Source organism: Streptosporangium sp. H16 (genome assembly GCF_051918855.1).
GTDB lineage: Bacteria > Actinomycetota > Actinomycetes > Streptosporangiales > Streptosporangiaceae > Streptosporangium.
In genome coordinates this window covers 1-16,884 of the sequence record NZ_JBPXMD010000049.1, presented here as the reverse complement: position 1 = coordinate 16,884, position 16,884 = coordinate 1, and the positions used below count along the sequence as shown (strand labels likewise).

The window sequence follows — 16,884 nt, the reverse complement described above, 5'->3', positions numbered from 1 at the left end:
AAGCCGGTTACACGCTCTGGGCGGTGGCGGGTGAGGCGAACAGCTCACCCAGCCGGGCCACCACCTCCGGCACCACCCAGTAGTAGACCCAGGTGCCACGCCGCTGGCTGTCGATCAGACCGGCCACCCGCAACACCTTGAGGTGATGGGAGATCGTCGGAGCGGTCAGATCGAAGGTATCGGTCAGGTCGCACACACACGCCTCACCACCGGGATGGGAACCGATCATCGACAGCAACCGCAACCGGACCGGGTCGGCGACCGCCTTGAGCAACACGGCCAGATCAGCAGCCTCGCTCCTGCTCAGCGGCTCACGCATGATCGGTGCACAGCACCGGACGGTGGGGGTCATCCCGCGGCTCCTTGTTTCGACATTGGTCGAAATTATAGGCGATAGCGGGCAAACAGTGAACGTCCCACCATGAGTGCGTCGGTAATCCCAAAGGAAACCCGTGATCTGAGCCGGTGCTGTCGCTTCTCACTGCGACGCACCGGCCCTGAAGGGCCTGAGCCGTAACCGGGACGGCGGTGATCTACGTGCCGCAGCGCAGACGGCCGCCGCTCCGCGTAGCGGAGGCGGCGGCGTTGTGCGTTACGAGGTGGCTGAGCTCATCGTCAGCAGACGATCAGACGGCCGTCGGCTGTCGTGATCCACGCGTCATCGGCTTCGGTGATGAACCCCTGGGCGTGCAACCGCCAGATGAGGGTGCCGGCCATGCGGGCGATCGCCGGGGCGTAGCCGGCATTGGTGCTGGCGTGGCGGGCGGCGATCAGGTACTCGCCGAGCTGGTCTGTGTCCAGCGGGCCGTGGTCACAGATAAGGCGCAAGGCCTCCTTCTGCGCCGCGGTGGGATATCCCTCAGACATCACAGGTCCTTCCCGGTCGGCGGCTCAGCCGCAGCAGCCGCCCTCAGAAGCCGAGCCGGTGGCCGAGACGGAAGCCAGCTGGAGCGGGGCCGACAGCAGACCACCGCTGATGCCGGTGGCCAGGCCGACGCGCTGCTCTTGAGCCTCGGCGAGATTCGAGGAGCACACGCCGGTGTCGGGCAGTTCCAAACGCACTTCGCGAGCCGCCTCCCAGTCGCCGGCCAGCGCGGCCACCACGGAGCGCACCTGCTCATAGCCCGTGGCCATCAGGAAGGTCGGGGCGCGGCCGTAGCTCTTGACACCGACGGCGTAGTACCCGCTTTCGGGGTGGGCCAGCTCGTCGACGCCGTGGGCGGGCACGGTGCCGCAGGAGTGGGCATTGGGGTCGATCAGCGGCGCCAGTGCCCGGGGGGCGCCCAGGATCGGGTCGGTGTCCAGACGCAGTTCGCCGGCGATCGAGTGGTCGGGGCGGTAGCCGGTGGCGCTGACGATCCGGTCGGCACGCACCGTCTGCTCGGCGCCGGACGGGTCGCGGCTGACCACGCGTACCTGGTCGCCGTCCCGTTCCACGGTGTGGGTGAAGAAACCGGTCAGCAAGTGGATCCGGCCCGAGTCGACGTGGGCCCGCAACCGGGTGCCGAGTGCGCCGCGGGCGGGCAGGGCGTCGGCGTCGCCGCCGCCGTAGGTCCGTCCTGCGCTGCCCGCTCTGATCGCCCAGGTGATGGGGGTGTTTTTCAGCTGGGCCAGGGCCAGCAAAGTGGTTGCGGCCGAGTGACCCGCGCCCACGACCAGGACGTGGCTGCCCTCATAGCGTTCACGGTCGGTGCCGAGCACGTCGGGCAGGGCATGGTCGATCCGCTCGGCCACCGTCTGCTCACCGTGAGCGGGCAGTCCGCTGGCGCCCAGCACGTTGGGGCTGGTGTAGGTGCCGGAGGCGTCGATGATCGCCCGCGCCTGGAGTTCCTGACCGTTCTCGAGCCGTAGCAGGAAGGGCGCCTCCTCCCGGCCGTTCGTGCGGACCCGGTCATAACCCAGGCGGCTGATCGCGCTCACCGTGGCGTTGAGGCGTATCCGGGCATCGAACAGCTTGGCCAGTGGTGCGAGGTAGTCGTCGACGAGTTCGGCGCCCGTGGGCAGCCAGTCCTCATCGGGCGCACTCCAGCCGTCGGCCTGCAGCAGGCGGCGAGCTGCGGCGTCGATGTTGTACTTCCACGGGCTGAACACCCGCACGTGACCCCATCGCGCGACCGAGGCGGCGACCTGAGGGCCCCCCTCCAGCACCAGGAAGTCCAGGCCCCTCTCGGCCAGGTGGGCCGCGGCGGCCAAGCCGACCGGGCCCGCACCGATCACCACGATCGGCAGCTGGCCGCTCTGAGAAGGGGAGACGGGCGCTTCGATCTCGATTGCGGACGGGCCACAGCAGTTGTCACTCATGACTCTTCTCCTGAATACGCGTCGTGGGTGGAGATGGGCGAGAGGGGCAAGGCGGTCCGCTCGACGGCGCCGCAGGGGCGTCACCTCGGCGAGCGGGCCCGATCAAGGCAGACGTTCGCTCCTGGACGATGTGGATGGCGGAGTGGACATCACACCCTCCTGGATAGAAGTCCATCTAAGCAATAGCCATCATGACGCATTGCTTAGAAGCATGTCAAATCAATGATGGGTCAAAGCGGCCGGATCACAGGCCGACGGCGGCTGGAGCGTTGCTCGCGTGTGCGACCAAGGGGCCGACGACGTAGGCGGCATCCCGGCTGACTGCGCGCAGGGTGCTGGAGGCGAACGAGCGCTGAAACTCCAGTCCCAGATAGACCAAGCCTGGATGCGTGGTGGAACTGCCGCCATGGTGCAGGGGGAAGCCGTCGACGGCCAGCGCCCCCAACGGGCGCAGGTATCGCAGGCTCGGTAGTCGCCGGATGTCGAGGCTCCACCTGTTCGCGCAGCAGAGACGACGTGCTGCACGGCACACACGAGCGAGCCGGAGATGATCGAGCTCAGCCCGGCCGTCCATGCCTTTCTTCAAGTGCCGGCCAGCCCGGCCTGCCAGCACATCGTGCCGCTGTTCACACGCGGCGGCGAACTGTCGGTCGGCCAGGTCGCCGAGCTCATCGGCAGAGGACAACCGTGCGCCTCCGAACAGCTCGCCGAACCCAAACGCGGCGGCATCGCGTCCTCTCCCGAGGAGAGCAAAATCGTGCTTAGCGGGCCGACAGGCACACCGTCACCGCTGCCCTCGCGATCTGCAGGCCCGTCTTCGGTACTGCCGCCGACAATCAACAATGTCGCGGAACCGCCTTGGCCATCGGCGGGCCCGCAAACAGCCCGGAACCACAACTCGGCCGCCTCCCGCCCTCTGGAACGTGTGGATCGTCGGAAGGTACTGCTCGGCCGGATCCGGCACCCGGTTGTTGCGGCCCGTATCGGGGCAGGAGACGTCGGTTTTCCCGCAACGCGGGCATGATGGTTCGATGAACTGGACTGCTCCGCAGGGCACACGAGCCGATGTGCCGCCGGTCGCCGATGAGCGCACCCTCCTGGAAGCCTGGCTCGATCACCACCGGCAGACCCTGGCGATGAAATGCGCCGGGCTGACCCCTGAGCAGCTCACACGGCGCAGCATCGAACCGTCGAATTTGACCCTCCTGGGTCTGGTGCGTCACATGGCCGAGGTGGAGCGCAGTTGGTTTCGGCGCCGGGTGGCTGGTGAACCGGTCGACTTCCTGTATTGCGACCCCGACACCAACCCCGACGGTGACTTCGACGATGTCGACGCCACCAACGCGAAAGCGGACTTCGACGTCTTCGCCCGTGAGACCGAACTGGCCCGCACGGCAGTAGCCGGGCGCTCCCTGGAGGAGACCTTCTACCACACGCGTCGGCAGGTCCAGATGAGCCTTCGATGGGTGTATCTACATATGATCGAAGAGTATGCACGCCATAACGGTCATGCCGACCTGCTGCGCCAACGGATCGACGGCGCCACCGGGGCATGAGATGAGAGCTCAAAGATCTGCGGGCCGAGGTGCGAGGCCGCCGACGGTGTATTCGGTGATCTCCGCCTCCCGGCTCGGAACCGGAGATTCGGTGGCCACCACGCCTGTCATGGCTGCGGCAAACGTGACGGCATGCCGGTCGCGGCAGGCGGCACCGGGTCGGCGACCCCTTTTCGGCGACGCCGTCGGCTCGCCCGCATCATCTTGGTCGGCGTTCACACCGGTTCGGTTTTTCTGAGCGCTTCGTCATTGACACTTGTCTTGACCTGCGTTGATAACGCCACGAGCATGTTCGCGACGTGGCGCCATGGCGTGCTGGTGGTTCGTGGTCTCAGCAAGACTCGGCTGTCTGGATCAGGGCGTTCGCGGGGCGTGTACGTCTTCGGCGGGAGAGGCCCGGCATCACCTTGACCCGGTGATGTGGCGAACGTAACGAGTCAGGGGCGCCGAGCTGGCCTGAGAAGATGTCCCCGACCGTGCCGTAGGACTATGTGTGGTGGGAGAAACACCGTGCAGCACGGCCTTGCGGTCTCGTGGTGGGGGTGACGCACGTCATGATGATGTCTCCTGCCGCGGTTCCCGCACCGCCTCCTGATCGAAGGGCCGCCTCAGCGACAGGCGATGGTAAGCGGTCAGCGCCGCCGTGGCGATCACGCACGCGGTCGCCACGGCGGCCATCACCCAGCCGTACCCGGTAGCCAGGGCTAAGGCCAGGGCGCCGAGCGGGGCGAGGGCCTTGGCGGCGATGGAGAACAGGGCGATGCGTCCGGACAGGCTGGCATAGGCGACGGTGCCGTAGCGTTCGGCCAACAGGTGGGGCAAGGTGATGGTTCCCACGCCGAAGCCGATCCCAAAGCCCAGTACGCAGCCGATCGCGCCCGGCACGGTCCGGCCCGCCAGGGGCAGCAGCAGCGCGGCGGCGCCCTGTACCGCGAAGATCGCTGCCACGACCGGGGCCGCAGGCCACCAGCGGCGTAGTCCCGTGGTGACCAAGCGGCCGGTGACCGACAGCACACCGAGCAGACCGGCGACGGCCGCGGCGAAGACCGGGCGATGACCGAGGTGGATCAGGTAGGTGATCAGCAAGATGGCGATGGTGGCCACCGCGCCGCTGTGTGCGGTGAAAGCGGTGGCCAGCAGCCAGAATGGGCGCTCTCGCGCCGCCGCCTTGACCAGGCCGGTCCGCTGGACCGATGTGGCGACCTTGGCCGCCGTCACCGCGGAGCGGGGACGGCGCAGTACCAGGGCATGTAACGGGACTGCGGTCGCCCCGTAGCCGATCCCCAGGATGATCAGAGCATGGCGCCAGCCGTGATGCTGGACCAGCAGGCCGGTCAACGGGAGAAAGATCGAGGAGGCGAACCCGGAGACGACGGTCAGCGCCAGCAGTGCGTTCGCACGGTTTCGGCTGGCGGAGGGACCACCGGCGGGGTCATCGAACCAGCTGACGATGAGCGCGCAAGCGGGCTCGTACAGCGCCATCGCCGAGGCGGCACCGATGGCCAGGAACACCCCGTACAGCTGCGGCAGGGTCTCCACCCTTGACCAGGCCAGCACCGCCAGCGTCCCAAGGGCCGAACCGGCGCTCATCAAAGCCCGGCCGCCGTGGGCGTCCAGCCAGCGGCCGACCAGCGGCGCGCACAGCGCGGTGGTCAGCACCGCCAAAGTGAACGCGACGGTGATCTGTGTTCCTCCGACCTCCAGATCACGGCTCATGGGAGTGAGGAAGACCGAGAAGGCGTAGTAGAGCACGCCGTACCCGATGGTCTGGGTGAGAGCCAGGACGGCGACGATCCGTCGGGCAGTGAAACCGGCTCGGCCGCCGTTTTCCGCTCGGGCGGTGGCCTGGTCTGCCTGCGCAAGAGGGCTCATGTGAACCGGGCCGGGCAGGTGATCGGCTCCTGGCCGCCTGGTGTGCTTGTCCGCGTGCCGCAGTTGGTACCGAGGACGAGGTTCGAGGCCTGAAACCGCCCGGCCCCGGCAGTGGCCATCCGGGGGGCCGACGCATGGCTGGAATCGACGTCGACGCGACGGGCGACGCGATGCTCACCGATCCGGTGGCAGGTCGGCGGGCCGTGACCGCAGATGAGGTGCGGCGCCTGTTTGAACATCGCGGTGAGGAGTTCCTTGGGCATGAACACGTCCTTTCGGGTGCGGTTCAGCCGCCACGGCAGCCGTCGGTGAGGCGAGATGGTTGTCGATGGCTCGGTGCCTGCGAGCAGCCAGCCTGCGTCCGCTGCGTTTCCGCCACGCCAGGCGGCCGAGACCCTGATCTGACAACCGGCCTGTGGATCGGAATGCTGGTCTCATACCTGGCCGAATACATGGCACGGGCCGGGCTGACCGGATCTGCGCCGAGCACCGTCGGCGACGGGGCGTCCCGGCATGGCCTGGCCGTCTGAGTCTTCCGCCCGACCCGCCCGGCGGCCGCCGGGCGGGGACGCCTGCCGCTCATGGTTGATTGCCTGCCACCGGCTTCAGCGGTTCGGCCAGGGGGTGGGGACGCGCTCCATCACGGCTTCGGCGCGACAGGCGCGACCCCGGACCTGGCCGGTGGTCTCGTCGAAGGAGGTGTTCAGCGAGGCCGGACGGCGAAACGGGAAACGCATCTCACACCTCATGTTTCGAAAAGTGTCTAATCAAATTTCACCTTGTCATTTTAGTTAGAAGCTTGTCAAATCAACTGGTAGTTCAATTGGAGAGGTACGGGACGGATCCTTCTTCGAGCGCGACGTCTGTCCAGATGAGTCGTTCCCCCAGCCGAAGATCGGCCGGGAACGCCTCTCCTTACTGACGTCGGCACCCAGAGCACAGTGTTCGCAGGGGTCCGTGGTTTTTTGCACCTGTGGCGGCACAGAACGTCCGCATGCCTGAAAGGGGACGGCCTCGCGCGGAAAAGGTGGCGAAGCCTCCGGCATCGCCACCTTTTCTGGATGTGGCGCCGCAGATCAACGAGTTGCACCGCGTGGCACGGCGGCCACCGGGGCCTCGCCGAACTGCTCGGAGGTGAACGCGGCCAGTCGCAGTGCGGCGGCGGACTCGATGCCCAGCTCGGCGGCCGCGGCCAGGACGGCATCGGCGGCACTGGGGCGCGCCGGCAGGTGCCGGGTGGCCGCCGCGATCAGCTTGGCCGGCACGTCCGGAGCAAGGCCGAAGCTCTCGGCGATCGCCCGCACGCCCAAGGTCGCCGAGCACACACCGGTCTCGGGCAGTTCCAGCCGGACCTCCCGCGCGCTGCCCCAGTCACCGGCCAGGGCGGCGACGACCGAACGAGCCTGCTCATACCCGGTGGCCAGCAGGAAGGTCGGAGCACGGCCGTAGCGCCACGGGCTGAACAGGCGCACATGTCCCCACTGGCGTACCGATGCGGCGGCGCCGGTACCGGCTTCGAGGACGACGAAGGGCAGGCGGCGCTCGGCCAGGCCGGTGGGCCCGGCGCCGATCACCGCGACCGGCAGGACGGCGGCGGGGATGGGATCCATCATGAGTGGTCCTCTTCGGACAAGGCGGTTACTACCGGCGGGAAACGGTGATGAGGTCGCGGCTGGAGCGGCGGAGCGGGATGAGGGCGAGTGCGGCGGCGGCGTACATGACCAGTCCGTAGGCCAGCACCGTCACGCTCACCTGACCAGGGTCGGCGGCCAAGTCGGCGACCAGCAGCGCCAGCGACAGGTTGCGTACGGTCGTGGTCATCGCCACCGCCCGCCGGGCGGGTGAGGTGAGGAGCCCGGGGGTGGCGTAGGAGGCCAACGAGCCCAGTGCCAGCAGGGCGAACGCGGCGAACGCGGGTGAAGGGATGTCGGCCAGTTGGTCGGCGGTGGTGGCGAAGATGTAGATCACCATCGTGATCAGCAGCACGTTGGCGACATGGCGGCATACCTTGGCCACCTGGTCGGCACGCAGCGGCTTGCGGGCTCGCAACAGCATGCCGGCGGTGACGGGAATCAACTGTCCCAGCAGGGTCGCGACGACCTGCGCGCCGCCGCCCCCGCCGGTTGCGGCACCGTCGTAGGGGGCGGCCAGGCTCCAGGCGGGCACCGCGACCAGGCCCAGGACGGCGAGTGCTCCTTGCAGGCTCACCCCCAACGCCAAGTCCCCGCGAGCGTGGTAGGTCAGCAGCGCACCGGTTCCTCCACCGGGTGCGGCGGCGGCCAGGATCAGCCCGTAGGCGATGGGGCCGTCCAGCCGCAGCCAGGCGGTCAAGATGACGGCGGCGGCCGGGATCACGATGACGTTGACCGTCAACGCGAGCGCGAGTGCGAGCGGGCGGCGCAGCAGGCCGGTGAAGGCGGAGCCGGTAAGACCGGTGCCCACTGTCAGCATGGTCGCCACCAGCAGGACGACCAGCGCGATCGTCACCGTCGGGGAGCCGTCCACCGTTACGCGCCCGCTCGAGAGTGCTGTGTCTCCAGGTGGGCCTTCAGTTTCCGGGCGAGGTGACGGGCGTCGCGGCCCACTCCGCGCAGGGTGTTGGAGGAGGGGGTGCGCTGCCATTCCAAGCCCAGGAAGCCGAGCCCGGGATGCGTGGTGGACAGGCCCTGGGTATGACGGGGGTAGCCGCTGTCATCGAGCGCGCCGAGCCCGTCCAGGTAATGCAGGTGTGGCCGGTATCCGGTGGCCAGCAGCACCACGTCGACGTGTTCGCGACTGCCGTCGGCCCACACCACGTGGTCGCCGTCGAAACGGGTGAACATCGGACGCCGCTTCAGGCGGCCTTGGCGCAGCGCCCGGCGGTAGCGGCCCTCGTCCAGGACGGGAACACCGGGCGGGGTGCTCACCAGGCGGGCGGGAAGGCGGTCGAAACCGGTGACGGAGAACCAGAAGTGCAGGTCCTTGCCCAGCGGGCGCTGGTCGACGAAACGGATCGGCTCGCGGGTGGCGAGCGTTACCGCGCTGGTCTCGGCGAGTTCGTAGGCGATCTGGACGGCTGAGTTGCCGGCGCCGACCACGACGATCCGCCTGCCCGCATAGGGTGTGGCGCTGGTGTAGCCGGCGGCGTGCAGGATGTCGCCGGTGAAGTCCGCCCGGCCTTCCAGGGCGGGAAGATTGGGGTTGGCGAAGGAGCCGCTGGCGGCGATCACGCTGGGGGCGCTCAGGGTGGTGGCGTCGGCGAGCCGTACGACATAGCCCTCCTCGCCCCTCTCGCCTCCCTCCACCGCGACGACGCGGGCGCCGGTGCGGATGTCTGCGCCGAGGCGGCCGAGGTCACGGGCGTAGCGGGCCAGATAGTCCACGACCTCGTCGCGGTGCGGGTAACGGTCCGGATCGCCGGGGAAGGGCATGGCCGGCAGTGAGCTGTAGCGGGCGGGAGAGAACAGGGTGAGGCTGTCGTAGTAATGCGGCCAGGAGCCGGTGACCTGGTCTGTTGCTTCGAGCAGCACAGGGGTCAGGCCGGCGTCCAGCAGGGCGCGGGCGGCGGCCAGGCCGGATTGGCCGCCGCCGATGACGATGGTGTCCATGACCCAGCATCATATTGTCATTTTCGAAAATGACAATATGATGCTGGAGGGGTGATGCTATGACTATGACGTCGAGTTCGATCGAGCTGAGCGATGCGGCGCGCGGCCTGCTCAAGGCGATGGCCAGCGACACCCGTCAGCAGATCTTGATGCTATTCTCCGGTGGGATCGAGTTGACCGTCGGCGAAGTCGCCGAACGCATGTCACTGGCCCAGTCGGCTGCCTCCATCCACCTGGCCATGCTGCGCGACGGCGGGATGCTGACCTCGCGGCGGGAGTGGAAGACCGTTCACTACCGGGCCGACCCCGGCCGGATCGGCCAGGCGCTAGCCGACCTGCAGGTCAGCTTGCAGGCGTGCTGCCCGCCGGATGCGTGCGCACCGGACACCGCCTGCGGCTAAGGCTTGAGCGCCCGGACGATCGCCGAGTGCATCCCGTCGGCCACCTGATGGGTGAGGACGATCTCGATGGCGACGAATCCGGCGGCACTCAGGCCCTCGCGGTACTCCTTGACGGACACCGCTCCCGCGATGCAGCCGGCGTAGTCGCCCCGCGCCGCCCTGTCGGCGAGGGACAGGTGGTCTTCGGCGACGACGTCGGAGACCCCGAGCCGGCCGCCGGGCTTGAGGACGCGGAAGGTCTCGGCGAAGACGGCGGGCTTGTCGACGGAAAGGTTGATCACGCAGTTGGAGATCACGGCGTCGACGGTGCGGTCGGGCAGCGGGATGGCCTCGATGGCGCCCTTGAGGAAGGTGACGTTGGCGGCACCGGCCCTGGCCGCGTTGGCCTCGGCCAGAGTGATCATCTCGTCGGTCATGTCCAGGCCGTAGACCTTGCCGGTAGGACCGACCCGGCGGGCCGACAACAGAACGTCGAGCCCTGCACCGGAGCCGAGATCCAAGACGGTCTCGCCGTCGTGGAGGTCGGCTACCGCGACGGGGTTGCCGCAGCCGAGGCTCGCCGCGACCACGTCGGCGGGCAGAGCCTGGCATTCGTCCGTGCCGTACAGGCCGCTACCGAACAAGATCGGCTCAAGATCACTGGGATCGCAACCGCATCGGTCCGCGCAACATCCCGAAGGCGTGCCGGCGGTAACGGCCCGAGCCGCGGCCGCATAGCGCGTTCTGACCTGTTCGCGCAGGTCGTCGAGCTGTGTCATGACAACCTCCCTGCTCGTCACCGATGAGAGCTTTATCTAAATAGCAACTCACCGATCGAAGGATGGCAAGAGCGTGGCCCGTCTGCGGGGATCGCGGAGATCGCGGAGATCGCCGCAGGCTGGCAGGGGATCCGGCGGTGGGCGCCCGCCATTGGTGCGAGCCCGCTGAAGGCGAGACTTCATTCAGGAGGCGGAGATGTCGCTGCGGCGCGTCGCCTCGATGGGGAAGACGTTCGTCTGCGGAGAAGGGAATCGCCGCCCGGGGCCGGCTTCAGTGCTTTCGCCGCCAATGCCGAGACCAGCGTACGACCGATCGACACACCGCCTCCCGTCGAGCCTCCCCAGGCAAAAGGTGGCCGCGGCCCGACCCGAACGCACCTTCAGATTAGGTGTTTATCTAATTTAACAAACCTCTAATTAGTAGGGTGACTCCGCTTACTGATTAGACAATATTCTAAGCAAGAGATGTGTGGGCACGTTCTGCCTCACCAGTTCCACTCCAGCGCCGACCTCGCCGTTGAGGAGGCTCGTGGCAAGGCCTGTGACACGAACTGCCGCGTGAGCGCCGCTACGGACGGTCCCCGGACCGCCGCTCCTTCACTGAAATCCGGTGATCACCAGACGAATTCAGGGGAAGCGATCATGAGTGACAACCACTGCGGCACCACCGCTGCACCGTTCGAACAGATCATGGCGCACGCCGCGCCCGGCGCGTTGCCCGTCACGGTTGTTGGAGCGGGTCCGGTCGGCCTGGCCGCCGCCGCTCATCTGGCCGAGCGCGGCCTGGACTTCGCGCTGATCGAGGCCGGGCGGTGGATCGGCGCCTCGCTCACCTCCTTGATGGCCACCGGCTACAAGCAGGTCGTCGCCATCGTCGGCGACCGGGAGGCCGCCCATGACGTCCAGCTCGACCTGCCCGAGACCGGCATGTGCTCCTCGGGGCCGGCCGAGGCCCAGGAGCGGCGCGTCGGCCGGCCACCGGCATCAGCGGCGGCCTGCTCGCCACCCCGCTGCCGCAGGTCACCACCGGCGGCTACGGCTGAGCCGCACCCGCCCACCGCAAAGGAGTCCGCAATGTCCAGGGCATGTCCCGCCGTGGCCCGGAAGAAGGCGCTGGGGCTCATCTGTCACCGTGGGACGCTGAACGCCGCCCGCAGGCCGAACGGCGAACCGGGTTTCGACCTCGCGATCGCTCCGAGGGCCGGCTCCTTGCCCCGCAGGTTGTGCTCCCAAGGATTCATCGTCAAAGACCCCTGCGCCGAGGATCGGACGACCACGACGTATGGACGCCGGCCGATCGCCTTGTCCGAGGCACGCGGGTGAGCGTCACCACCGAAGCCGCCATCTTCGTGGCGAGGAGCAGCGGTCGGCCACGTTTCAGCCGAGGCCGGCGGATCGTCGCCGCCTTGGCCGTGACCCAGACCATCGGCTACGGCGTTCTCTACTACGCCTTCTCCGTCTTCCTCGCTCCGATGCAACGCGATCTGGTCGGCAGCGGCACTCAGGTCGCGGCGGCGTTCACCCTGGCGGTGCTGATCAGCGCGCTATGTGCTCCGCTGGTCGGCCGCCTGGTGGACGCACGAGGTGGTCGCGGGCTCATGGCGACCGGGTCCGCGCTGGGCACGCTGGCGGTACTGGCCTGGTCGCGAGCCGATAGCCTGCCCCAGCTGTACGCGGTCTTCGTCGTGGTCGGAATCGCCTCGGCCATGGTGTTGTACGAGCCCGCCTTCGCCGTCATCGTCAGCTGGTTCGACGGCACGAGCCGGGCCAACGCGCTGCTGGCCCTCACCATCGTCGCCGGATTCGCCTCCTCCATCTTCCTGCCGCTGACCGGCCTGCTGGTCGAGTCCTACGGCTGGCGCCACGCCCTGGTCGTCCTGGCTCTGGTCTATGGCCTCAGCGCGATCCCCCTGCACGCCTTCGTGTTGCGCCACCGCCCTCACCCACCCGTCAAAGCTGCGGCCCTCTCTCGAGAGCGGACCACAATCGTCCGTGCTGCGGTCCGGGCGCGGCCCTTCTGGCTGCTGGTGATCGCTTTCACCGCGCACAGCGGCGCGGTGGCCACTATCGCCATCTTGCTGATCACCTACCTCGTCCACCTCGACCATTCCCCGATCTTCGCCGCGGGCGTCGCCGGACTGCTCGGGGTGCTATCGGTGACCGGACGGCTGGTCACCACCGGCCTGCAACGCCGGTTGCCAGCCGCGATCGTCGCGGCGGTGATCTTCACTTTGCAGGCGATCGGCGCACTCCTGCTGCCACTGGTCGGCGACAGCGTGCCGGGCGCGATCGGCTGCGTGCTGCTGTTCGGGCTCGGCTTCGGCATCGACGCCATCACTCAGCCCTACCTGCTCACCGTCCGTTACGGCACCATCGCCTACGCCAGCCTTGCCGGGCGCATCGCGTTCTTCTCCATCACCGCCAGAGCCACCGCCCCGCTGAGCGCCGTAGCGCTGACGCAACTCATCGGATACGGCTCGGTGATGACAACAGTCGCCTCAGCCTGTCTGGCCGCCGCGCTCGCCCTGACGGCCTACCATCGCCTGCCACTCAGCCAAGTACCGACTTAAGGAGTCGTGATGACCACCGTTCCCATCCCGTGCTGCGCGCCGATCGTCCGTGAGTCACTGTCACAGACCGGCGCGGCCGAGCTCGCGACGATGCTCAAGGCCGTCGCCGATCCGGTCCGGTTGCGCCTGTTGTCGATAATCGGCTCCCACGCGGACGGCGAGGCGTGCGTGTGCGACCTGACCGGCGCCTTCGACCTGAGTGCCCCCACGATCTCCCACCATCTCAAAGTGCTGCGGATGGCCGGACTAATCGATTCCAGGCATCGTGGTACCTGGGTCTATTACTCGATCGTTCCGGCGGCCGTGGCCCGGCTGGGAGCGCTCTTCACCCCGATGGCCGAGCCCGCAAGCGTGTGAGCGTGAAAACCCTCATGGCGTAACCGGCCGACCGGCAATGAGCCGGCGAGCCACACCCGATGGTGCGGCTCGCCCTCCTACCGGAGTTTCAGTGTTCACCACCCGAGGAGCAGGACGTTGAGCGGTGCGTTCTTCCCCATGTCCCCGCAACGCTCGTGATGGTGAGGTGGCCCCCGGTAGCGGTGTCGGTGGTGTGATCGTCGCCTCGACGCGGCCCGACGCGGCCCGACGCGCTGGCGCCGGGCCGTGGTTACGCCGTGGTGGAGCCTGACCCCCCGCTGGACAGCTGGATCGCGCCGCCCCGTACCTCGGCCGGGAGGTGGCCAAAGAGCTGGCCGCCGAGATCGCCGCCAAGGCCCGCCCTCAGCTAGGGATGATCATGCGCACATACCCGGACGAGGCCGTCTCCCAAGTCACCTGTGACACCGTCAACGACATCGCCCGCGATGCGTCCTGAATCACTGTGCGCCGAGACGAGACTTCCCTAATTAGATTAGAGTCTATCTTGACATTCCTCTAATCAGAGTGAGACGCTGCCTCTACTTAGATAAACGTCAAATTCGAACGGGGTTCGCGGCTGTGCGACGCCTGCCGTCGACCCGAAAAAGGGGAGCATGCCATGACCGATCAGAGCGCGGGCGGATTCATCGGGAACCTGCAGGAGGCCTTCGCCCCGCCCGCGGCAGGAGGATGTTGCGGAAGTCCCGCCCCTGCCGCCACCACGTCGCCCGCCTCTGCCGACACCGCGGCGGTGTCGTGTTGCGGAAGCACGGCTGAGGCCGAGCAGGCGGCTCAGAGCGGATGCTGCGGGCAGGCACCAGCCGTGGCGACTCCCTCGGCCGGTGGCGCCGCCGCCGGGTGCTGCGGATGAGCTTCCCGCCCTCCACCCCACCTGCGGCCTCACCGCCGGTGGCGGCGGAGGTGGTCGAGGATTTCGGCCTGGCGGCCGCGCTGGAGCAGGTCAGCGCGCAGCGGATGCTCGCCTGCGTCGAACACCTGGCCGGCGAGGCCTACGCGGGCCGACGGGTGGGCACCCCCGGCGGACGGGCCGCGGCCTCCTGGCTCGCCGAGCAGCTGAGCGGGTTGGGCGCCCAGGTGCGGCTCGATGCGTTCGACGTCGCCGAGGTACGGGAGTTGTATCGCACGCCGGTGCTGAGCTGGAGCACCGATGCGGCGGTCCGGACGTTGGAGCATCGCCGCGACTTCGTCGAGCACCTGGTCTCGGCCGAGGTGCCCGAGCCGCGCTCGGCGCCACTGGTGGGGGCGGAGGCGGCCGACCTCGGCGGCCGCTGGGTGCTGGCCTCAGCCGAGGACTGGACCCAGGCATGCGGGCGCGCTGAAGCCGGCGGCGCGCTCGGCGTGCTGATGGTCCGCGGCACCGACGCCGAGGGGTGGATGCCCAAGATGATCGCCGGACCCACCCGGCGCGCGGTGGCGGTCATCGGACTGCGCCCCGACCTGCACCGGCAATTGGCCGGCGCCCTCGGCGCGGGGCAGGTGAACGTGACGGCGTCGATGCCACTGCGGTCGGTCGGCGCCGAGGGAGTCAACGTCCACGCCCACCTGCCCATCACGTCAAACACGCCGGATGAGGAAGTAACAGGGGCAGGGCCGGCAGGTGGGCCGCAAGTGTTGCTGAGCGCGCACTTCGACGGGGTGGGCGACGACCCGGATCGCCGCCTGCCCGCCGCAGCCGACAACGCCTCCGGGGTGGCCGCGGTGCTGGAGGCCGCCCGCGTCCTGCGCGGTTCGTTGAGAGCGCCGGTGGATCTGTCGGTGTCCTTCCTGGACGCCGAGGAGAGCGGCGCATGGGGTTCGGCCCACCACGCCCCCGCCGTGGCGCCGGGCACCCAGGTCATCAACCTGGACGGGGCCGCGCAACTGCACCAGGCCGCCTCCGTCGAGGCGGGCGGCCCAGCCCATGGGCTGCTGGCCGCCTTGGACCAGGCCGGGCGCCGCACCGGGGTGGCCTTGCGGGCCGGAGCGATGGCGTCGGACAACCGCCGCTACGCCGCGCATGGTTTGGCCGCGATCGGCATCGGGATGGGTATGCCCGGCTACCAAACCCCCGCCGAAACCCCCGAGCGCGTCGAGCCGGACACCTTGATGGCCGCCGCGCGATTGCTGGTGGCCACCGTGTGGCTGCTGACCGTCGCACCCCGGCCCTGAACGGCGGCACCCTGCGGAACCTGGGCTCTCTAAGTCCAGATATCTGGGTAGACGACTCCAGCGGGCTGTGCAGGTCCGGGTGGTCCGGGGCGGGTCGTCGGGTGTCGAGCTCGTCGATCAGTTTTCAACAAGGACACCGGTCTCACCGCGAACGGTCCGCGCGACCTCGATGTTTTGGCCTGAGGGATCATCGAGTTTGCAGTCCTCAGTACCCCTTGCCGAAAAAGAACGGACAGGCGCGCCCACGGCTCACGGTGTTGACCACGTCATAGGCCCACACGCCTAAGGGATGGTCGACACCTTGGGCTGCTCGCCGGTGATGGCGACCGAGCTCTCGTGGCCTGAGGCGCGCGGCCCGAGCCGTCGGCCTGCCTCATCGACGCCCAGAGCGTCAAGACCTCCAGCCGCGCCCGCCCGTGGCACGGGCCGATGCTGCCCTCCCACCCAGGGCTGGGCAAAGATGCACGTCGGCTGTTCATTCGCCGTTTACCCATATCAGGATCGGTAGATGTCAATATCGGCGTGAGTCGAATTAGACGCTCGTCGATTCCATATCGAACGCTCTGGGAGCCAGCGATGACCAGTACCGACAAACGCGACGACCTGACCATCGACCAGCAGCTGGCCATCGCCACCGCGGCCCGCAGGCTGGGTGAGGAGTTCGCCGGCACCTTCTCGGTCGAGACGATCGAGCGATTCCTGCACACCAGCTACGACCAGTTCGCCACCCGCGCCGCGGTGGCCAACTTCCTGCCGCTGCTGGCCGAGCGCTTCGCCCGCCAGCGGCTGCACGCCCTGGCTCGCGTCGAGGGCAAAAGCGACGGGCGGCCGATCGTGTTGTTCTTGTGCGTGCACAACGCCGGCCGCTCCCAGATGGCGCTGGGCTTCTTCTCCCATCTGGCCGGCGATTACGCGGTTGGCTGGTCGGGCGGTTCGGAGTTCGCCACGGAGATCAACCCGGCCGCGATCACCGCGATGGCCGAGCGCGGCATCGACATCTCCCGGGAGTTCCCCAAGCCGTGGACCGAGGAGATCGTCCGGGCCGCCGATGTGGTGATCACCATGGGCTGCGGGGACACCTGCCCGATCTTTCCCGGCAAGCGCTACCTGGATTGGGAGCTGGAGGACCCGGCGGGCAAGAGCGCCGAGGAGGTGCGTCCGATCCGCGAGGAGATCGAGCGCCGGGTGCGCGCCCTCCTTGACGAGCTCGGCGTGCCGGTCAGCTGACCTCCGCATACCGAGCACTCATAGACGTCTGTCAATATGGACAGAGCATGACTTCGATAAGCATCTATCCCCGGAGGTCCGATGGA

19 protein-coding genes and 1 pseudogene are annotated in these 16,884 nt (G+C 68.3%); 9 read left to right on the top strand and 11 right to left on the bottom strand.

The window, feature by feature from the left end; all coding sequences use genetic code 11:
• Nucleotides 1-7 precede the first annotated feature (7 nt).
• The 4 genes from ACTOQ2_RS40290 to ACTOQ2_RS40275 form a co-directional block, all read right to left on the bottom strand.
• Nucleotides 8-352, bottom strand: coding sequence for a metalloregulator ArsR/SmtB family transcription factor (locus tag ACTOQ2_RS40290; RefSeq protein WP_440106740.1), 345 nt, complete (start codon nt 350-352; stop codon nt 8-10).
• Between the two features lie 263 nt (nt 353-615).
• Complete coding sequence (locus ACTOQ2_RS40285) at nt 616-867, bottom strand: hypothetical protein (RefSeq protein WP_440106738.1); 252 nt, start codon at nt 865-867, stop codon at nt 616-618.
• Between the two features lie 24 nt (nt 868-891).
• Nucleotides 892-2,301 (bottom strand): FAD-dependent oxidoreductase, encoded by a 1,410-nt coding sequence (locus ACTOQ2_RS40280; RefSeq protein WP_440106736.1) that lies wholly within the window; start codon nt 2,299-2,301, stop codon nt 892-894.
• 244 nt (nt 2,302-2,545) lie between these two features.
• Complete coding sequence (locus tag ACTOQ2_RS40275; protein WP_440106734.1) at nt 2,546-2,833, bottom strand: hypothetical protein; 288 nt, start codon at nt 2,831-2,833, stop codon at nt 2,546-2,548.
• Nucleotides 2,834-2,848: 15 nt separating this feature from the next.
• Here ACTOQ2_RS40275 and ACTOQ2_RS40270 point away from each other — a divergent pair, with 15 nt between their 5' ends.
• Nucleotides 2,849-3,325 (top strand): hypothetical protein, encoded by a 477-nt coding sequence (locus ACTOQ2_RS40270; RefSeq protein WP_440106732.1) that lies wholly within the window; start codon nt 2,849-2,851, stop codon nt 3,323-3,325.
• Between the two features lie 7 nt (nt 3,326-3,332).
• Complete coding sequence (locus tag ACTOQ2_RS40265) at nt 3,333-3,857, top strand: DinB family protein (RefSeq protein ID WP_440106730.1); 525 nt, start codon at nt 3,333-3,335, stop codon at nt 3,855-3,857.
• A 552-nt stretch (nt 3,858-4,409) separates the two neighbouring features.
• Here the strand turns inward: ACTOQ2_RS40265 and ACTOQ2_RS40260 are convergent.
• The 6 genes and pseudogenes from ACTOQ2_RS40260 to ACTOQ2_RS40235 all read right to left on the bottom strand — a co-directional run bounded on the left by ACTOQ2_RS40260 (nt 4,410) and on the right by ACTOQ2_RS40235 (nt 9,316).
• Nucleotides 4,410-5,729, bottom strand: a complete 1,320-nt coding sequence (locus ACTOQ2_RS40260) for an MFS transporter (protein ID WP_440106728.1) — start codon at nt 5,727-5,729, stop codon at nt 4,410-4,412.
• Nucleotides 5,726-5,992 (bottom strand): hypothetical protein, encoded by a 267-nt coding sequence (locus tag ACTOQ2_RS40255; protein WP_440106726.1) that lies wholly within the window; start codon nt 5,990-5,992, stop codon nt 5,726-5,728. The genes ACTOQ2_RS40260 and ACTOQ2_RS40255 overlap by 4 nt, the downstream gene beginning before the upstream one ends.
• A 342-nt stretch (nt 5,993-6,334) precedes the next feature.
• Nucleotides 6,335-6,466 (bottom strand): hypothetical protein, encoded by a 132-nt coding sequence (locus ACTOQ2_RS40250; protein WP_440106724.1) that lies wholly within the window; start codon nt 6,464-6,466, stop codon nt 6,335-6,337.
• A gap of 339 nt (nt 6,467-6,805) precedes the next feature.
• Nucleotides 6,806-7,177: pseudogene (locus ACTOQ2_RS40245) on the bottom strand (hypothetical protein); the annotation flags it as partial.
• Nucleotides 7,178-7,370: 193 nt separating this feature from the next.
• Nucleotides 7,371-8,234: a hypothetical protein gene (locus ACTOQ2_RS40240; protein WP_440106722.1), complete on the bottom strand. Its 864-nt coding sequence runs from the start codon at nt 8,232-8,234 to the stop codon at nt 7,371-7,373.
• Between the two features lie 2 nt (nt 8,235-8,236).
• Nucleotides 8,237-9,316: a flavin-containing monooxygenase gene (locus tag ACTOQ2_RS40235; protein WP_440106720.1), complete on the bottom strand. Its 1,080-nt coding sequence runs from the start codon at nt 9,314-9,316 to the stop codon at nt 8,237-8,239.
• A gap of 65 nt (nt 9,317-9,381) precedes the next feature.
• Between ACTOQ2_RS40235 and ACTOQ2_RS40230 the strand changes: the two genes are divergently transcribed.
• Nucleotides 9,382-9,717, top strand: coding sequence for an ArsR/SmtB family transcription factor (locus ACTOQ2_RS40230; protein WP_440106718.1), 336 nt, complete (start codon nt 9,382-9,384; stop codon nt 9,715-9,717).
• On the opposite strand, the gene arsM is transcribed toward ACTOQ2_RS40230, so the two are convergent.
• A complete protein-coding gene (arsM, locus tag ACTOQ2_RS40225; RefSeq protein WP_440106716.1) occupies nt 9,714-10,475 on the bottom strand; it encodes an arsenite methyltransferase in 762 nt (253 codons plus the stop codon). The genes ACTOQ2_RS40230 and arsM overlap by 4 nt on opposite strands.
• 642 nt (nt 10,476-11,117) lie before the next feature.
• Here arsM and ACTOQ2_RS40220 point away from each other — a divergent pair.
• From ACTOQ2_RS40220 to ACTOQ2_RS40195, 6 genes are all read left to right on the top strand, one after another.
• Complete coding sequence (locus ACTOQ2_RS40220; protein WP_440106714.1) at nt 11,118-11,798, top strand: FAD-dependent oxidoreductase; 681 nt, start codon at nt 11,118-11,120, stop codon at nt 11,796-11,798.
• An 89-nt stretch (nt 11,799-11,887) separates the two neighbouring features.
• The gene (locus ACTOQ2_RS40215) at nt 11,888-13,045 is read left to right on the top strand and encodes an MFS transporter (protein WP_440106712.1); all 1,158 of its coding nucleotides are present in this window, start codon (nt 11,888-11,890) and stop codon (nt 13,043-13,045) included.
• Between the two features lie 9 nt (nt 13,046-13,054).
• Entirely contained in the window at nt 13,055-13,402 is a 348-nt protein-coding gene (locus ACTOQ2_RS40210; protein WP_440106710.1) for an ArsR/SmtB family transcription factor, read from the top strand.
• A 319-nt stretch (nt 13,403-13,721) separates the two neighbouring features.
• On the top strand, nt 13,722-13,859 hold the full coding sequence (locus ACTOQ2_RS40205; protein ID WP_440106708.1) for a hypothetical protein: 138 nt from the start codon (nt 13,722-13,724) through the stop codon (nt 13,857-13,859).
• A 344-nt stretch (nt 13,860-14,203) separates the two neighbouring features.
• A complete protein-coding gene (locus tag ACTOQ2_RS40200) occupies nt 14,204-15,571 on the top strand; it encodes a M28 family metallopeptidase (protein WP_440106706.1) in 1,368 nt (455 codons plus the stop codon).
• Nucleotides 15,572-16,147: 576 nt separating this feature from the next.
• Nucleotides 16,148-16,798: an arsenate reductase ArsC gene (locus ACTOQ2_RS40195; RefSeq protein ID WP_440106704.1), complete on the top strand. Its 651-nt coding sequence runs from the start codon at nt 16,148-16,150 to the stop codon at nt 16,796-16,798.
• The last annotated feature ends 86 nt before the right edge of the window (nt 16,799-16,884 follow it).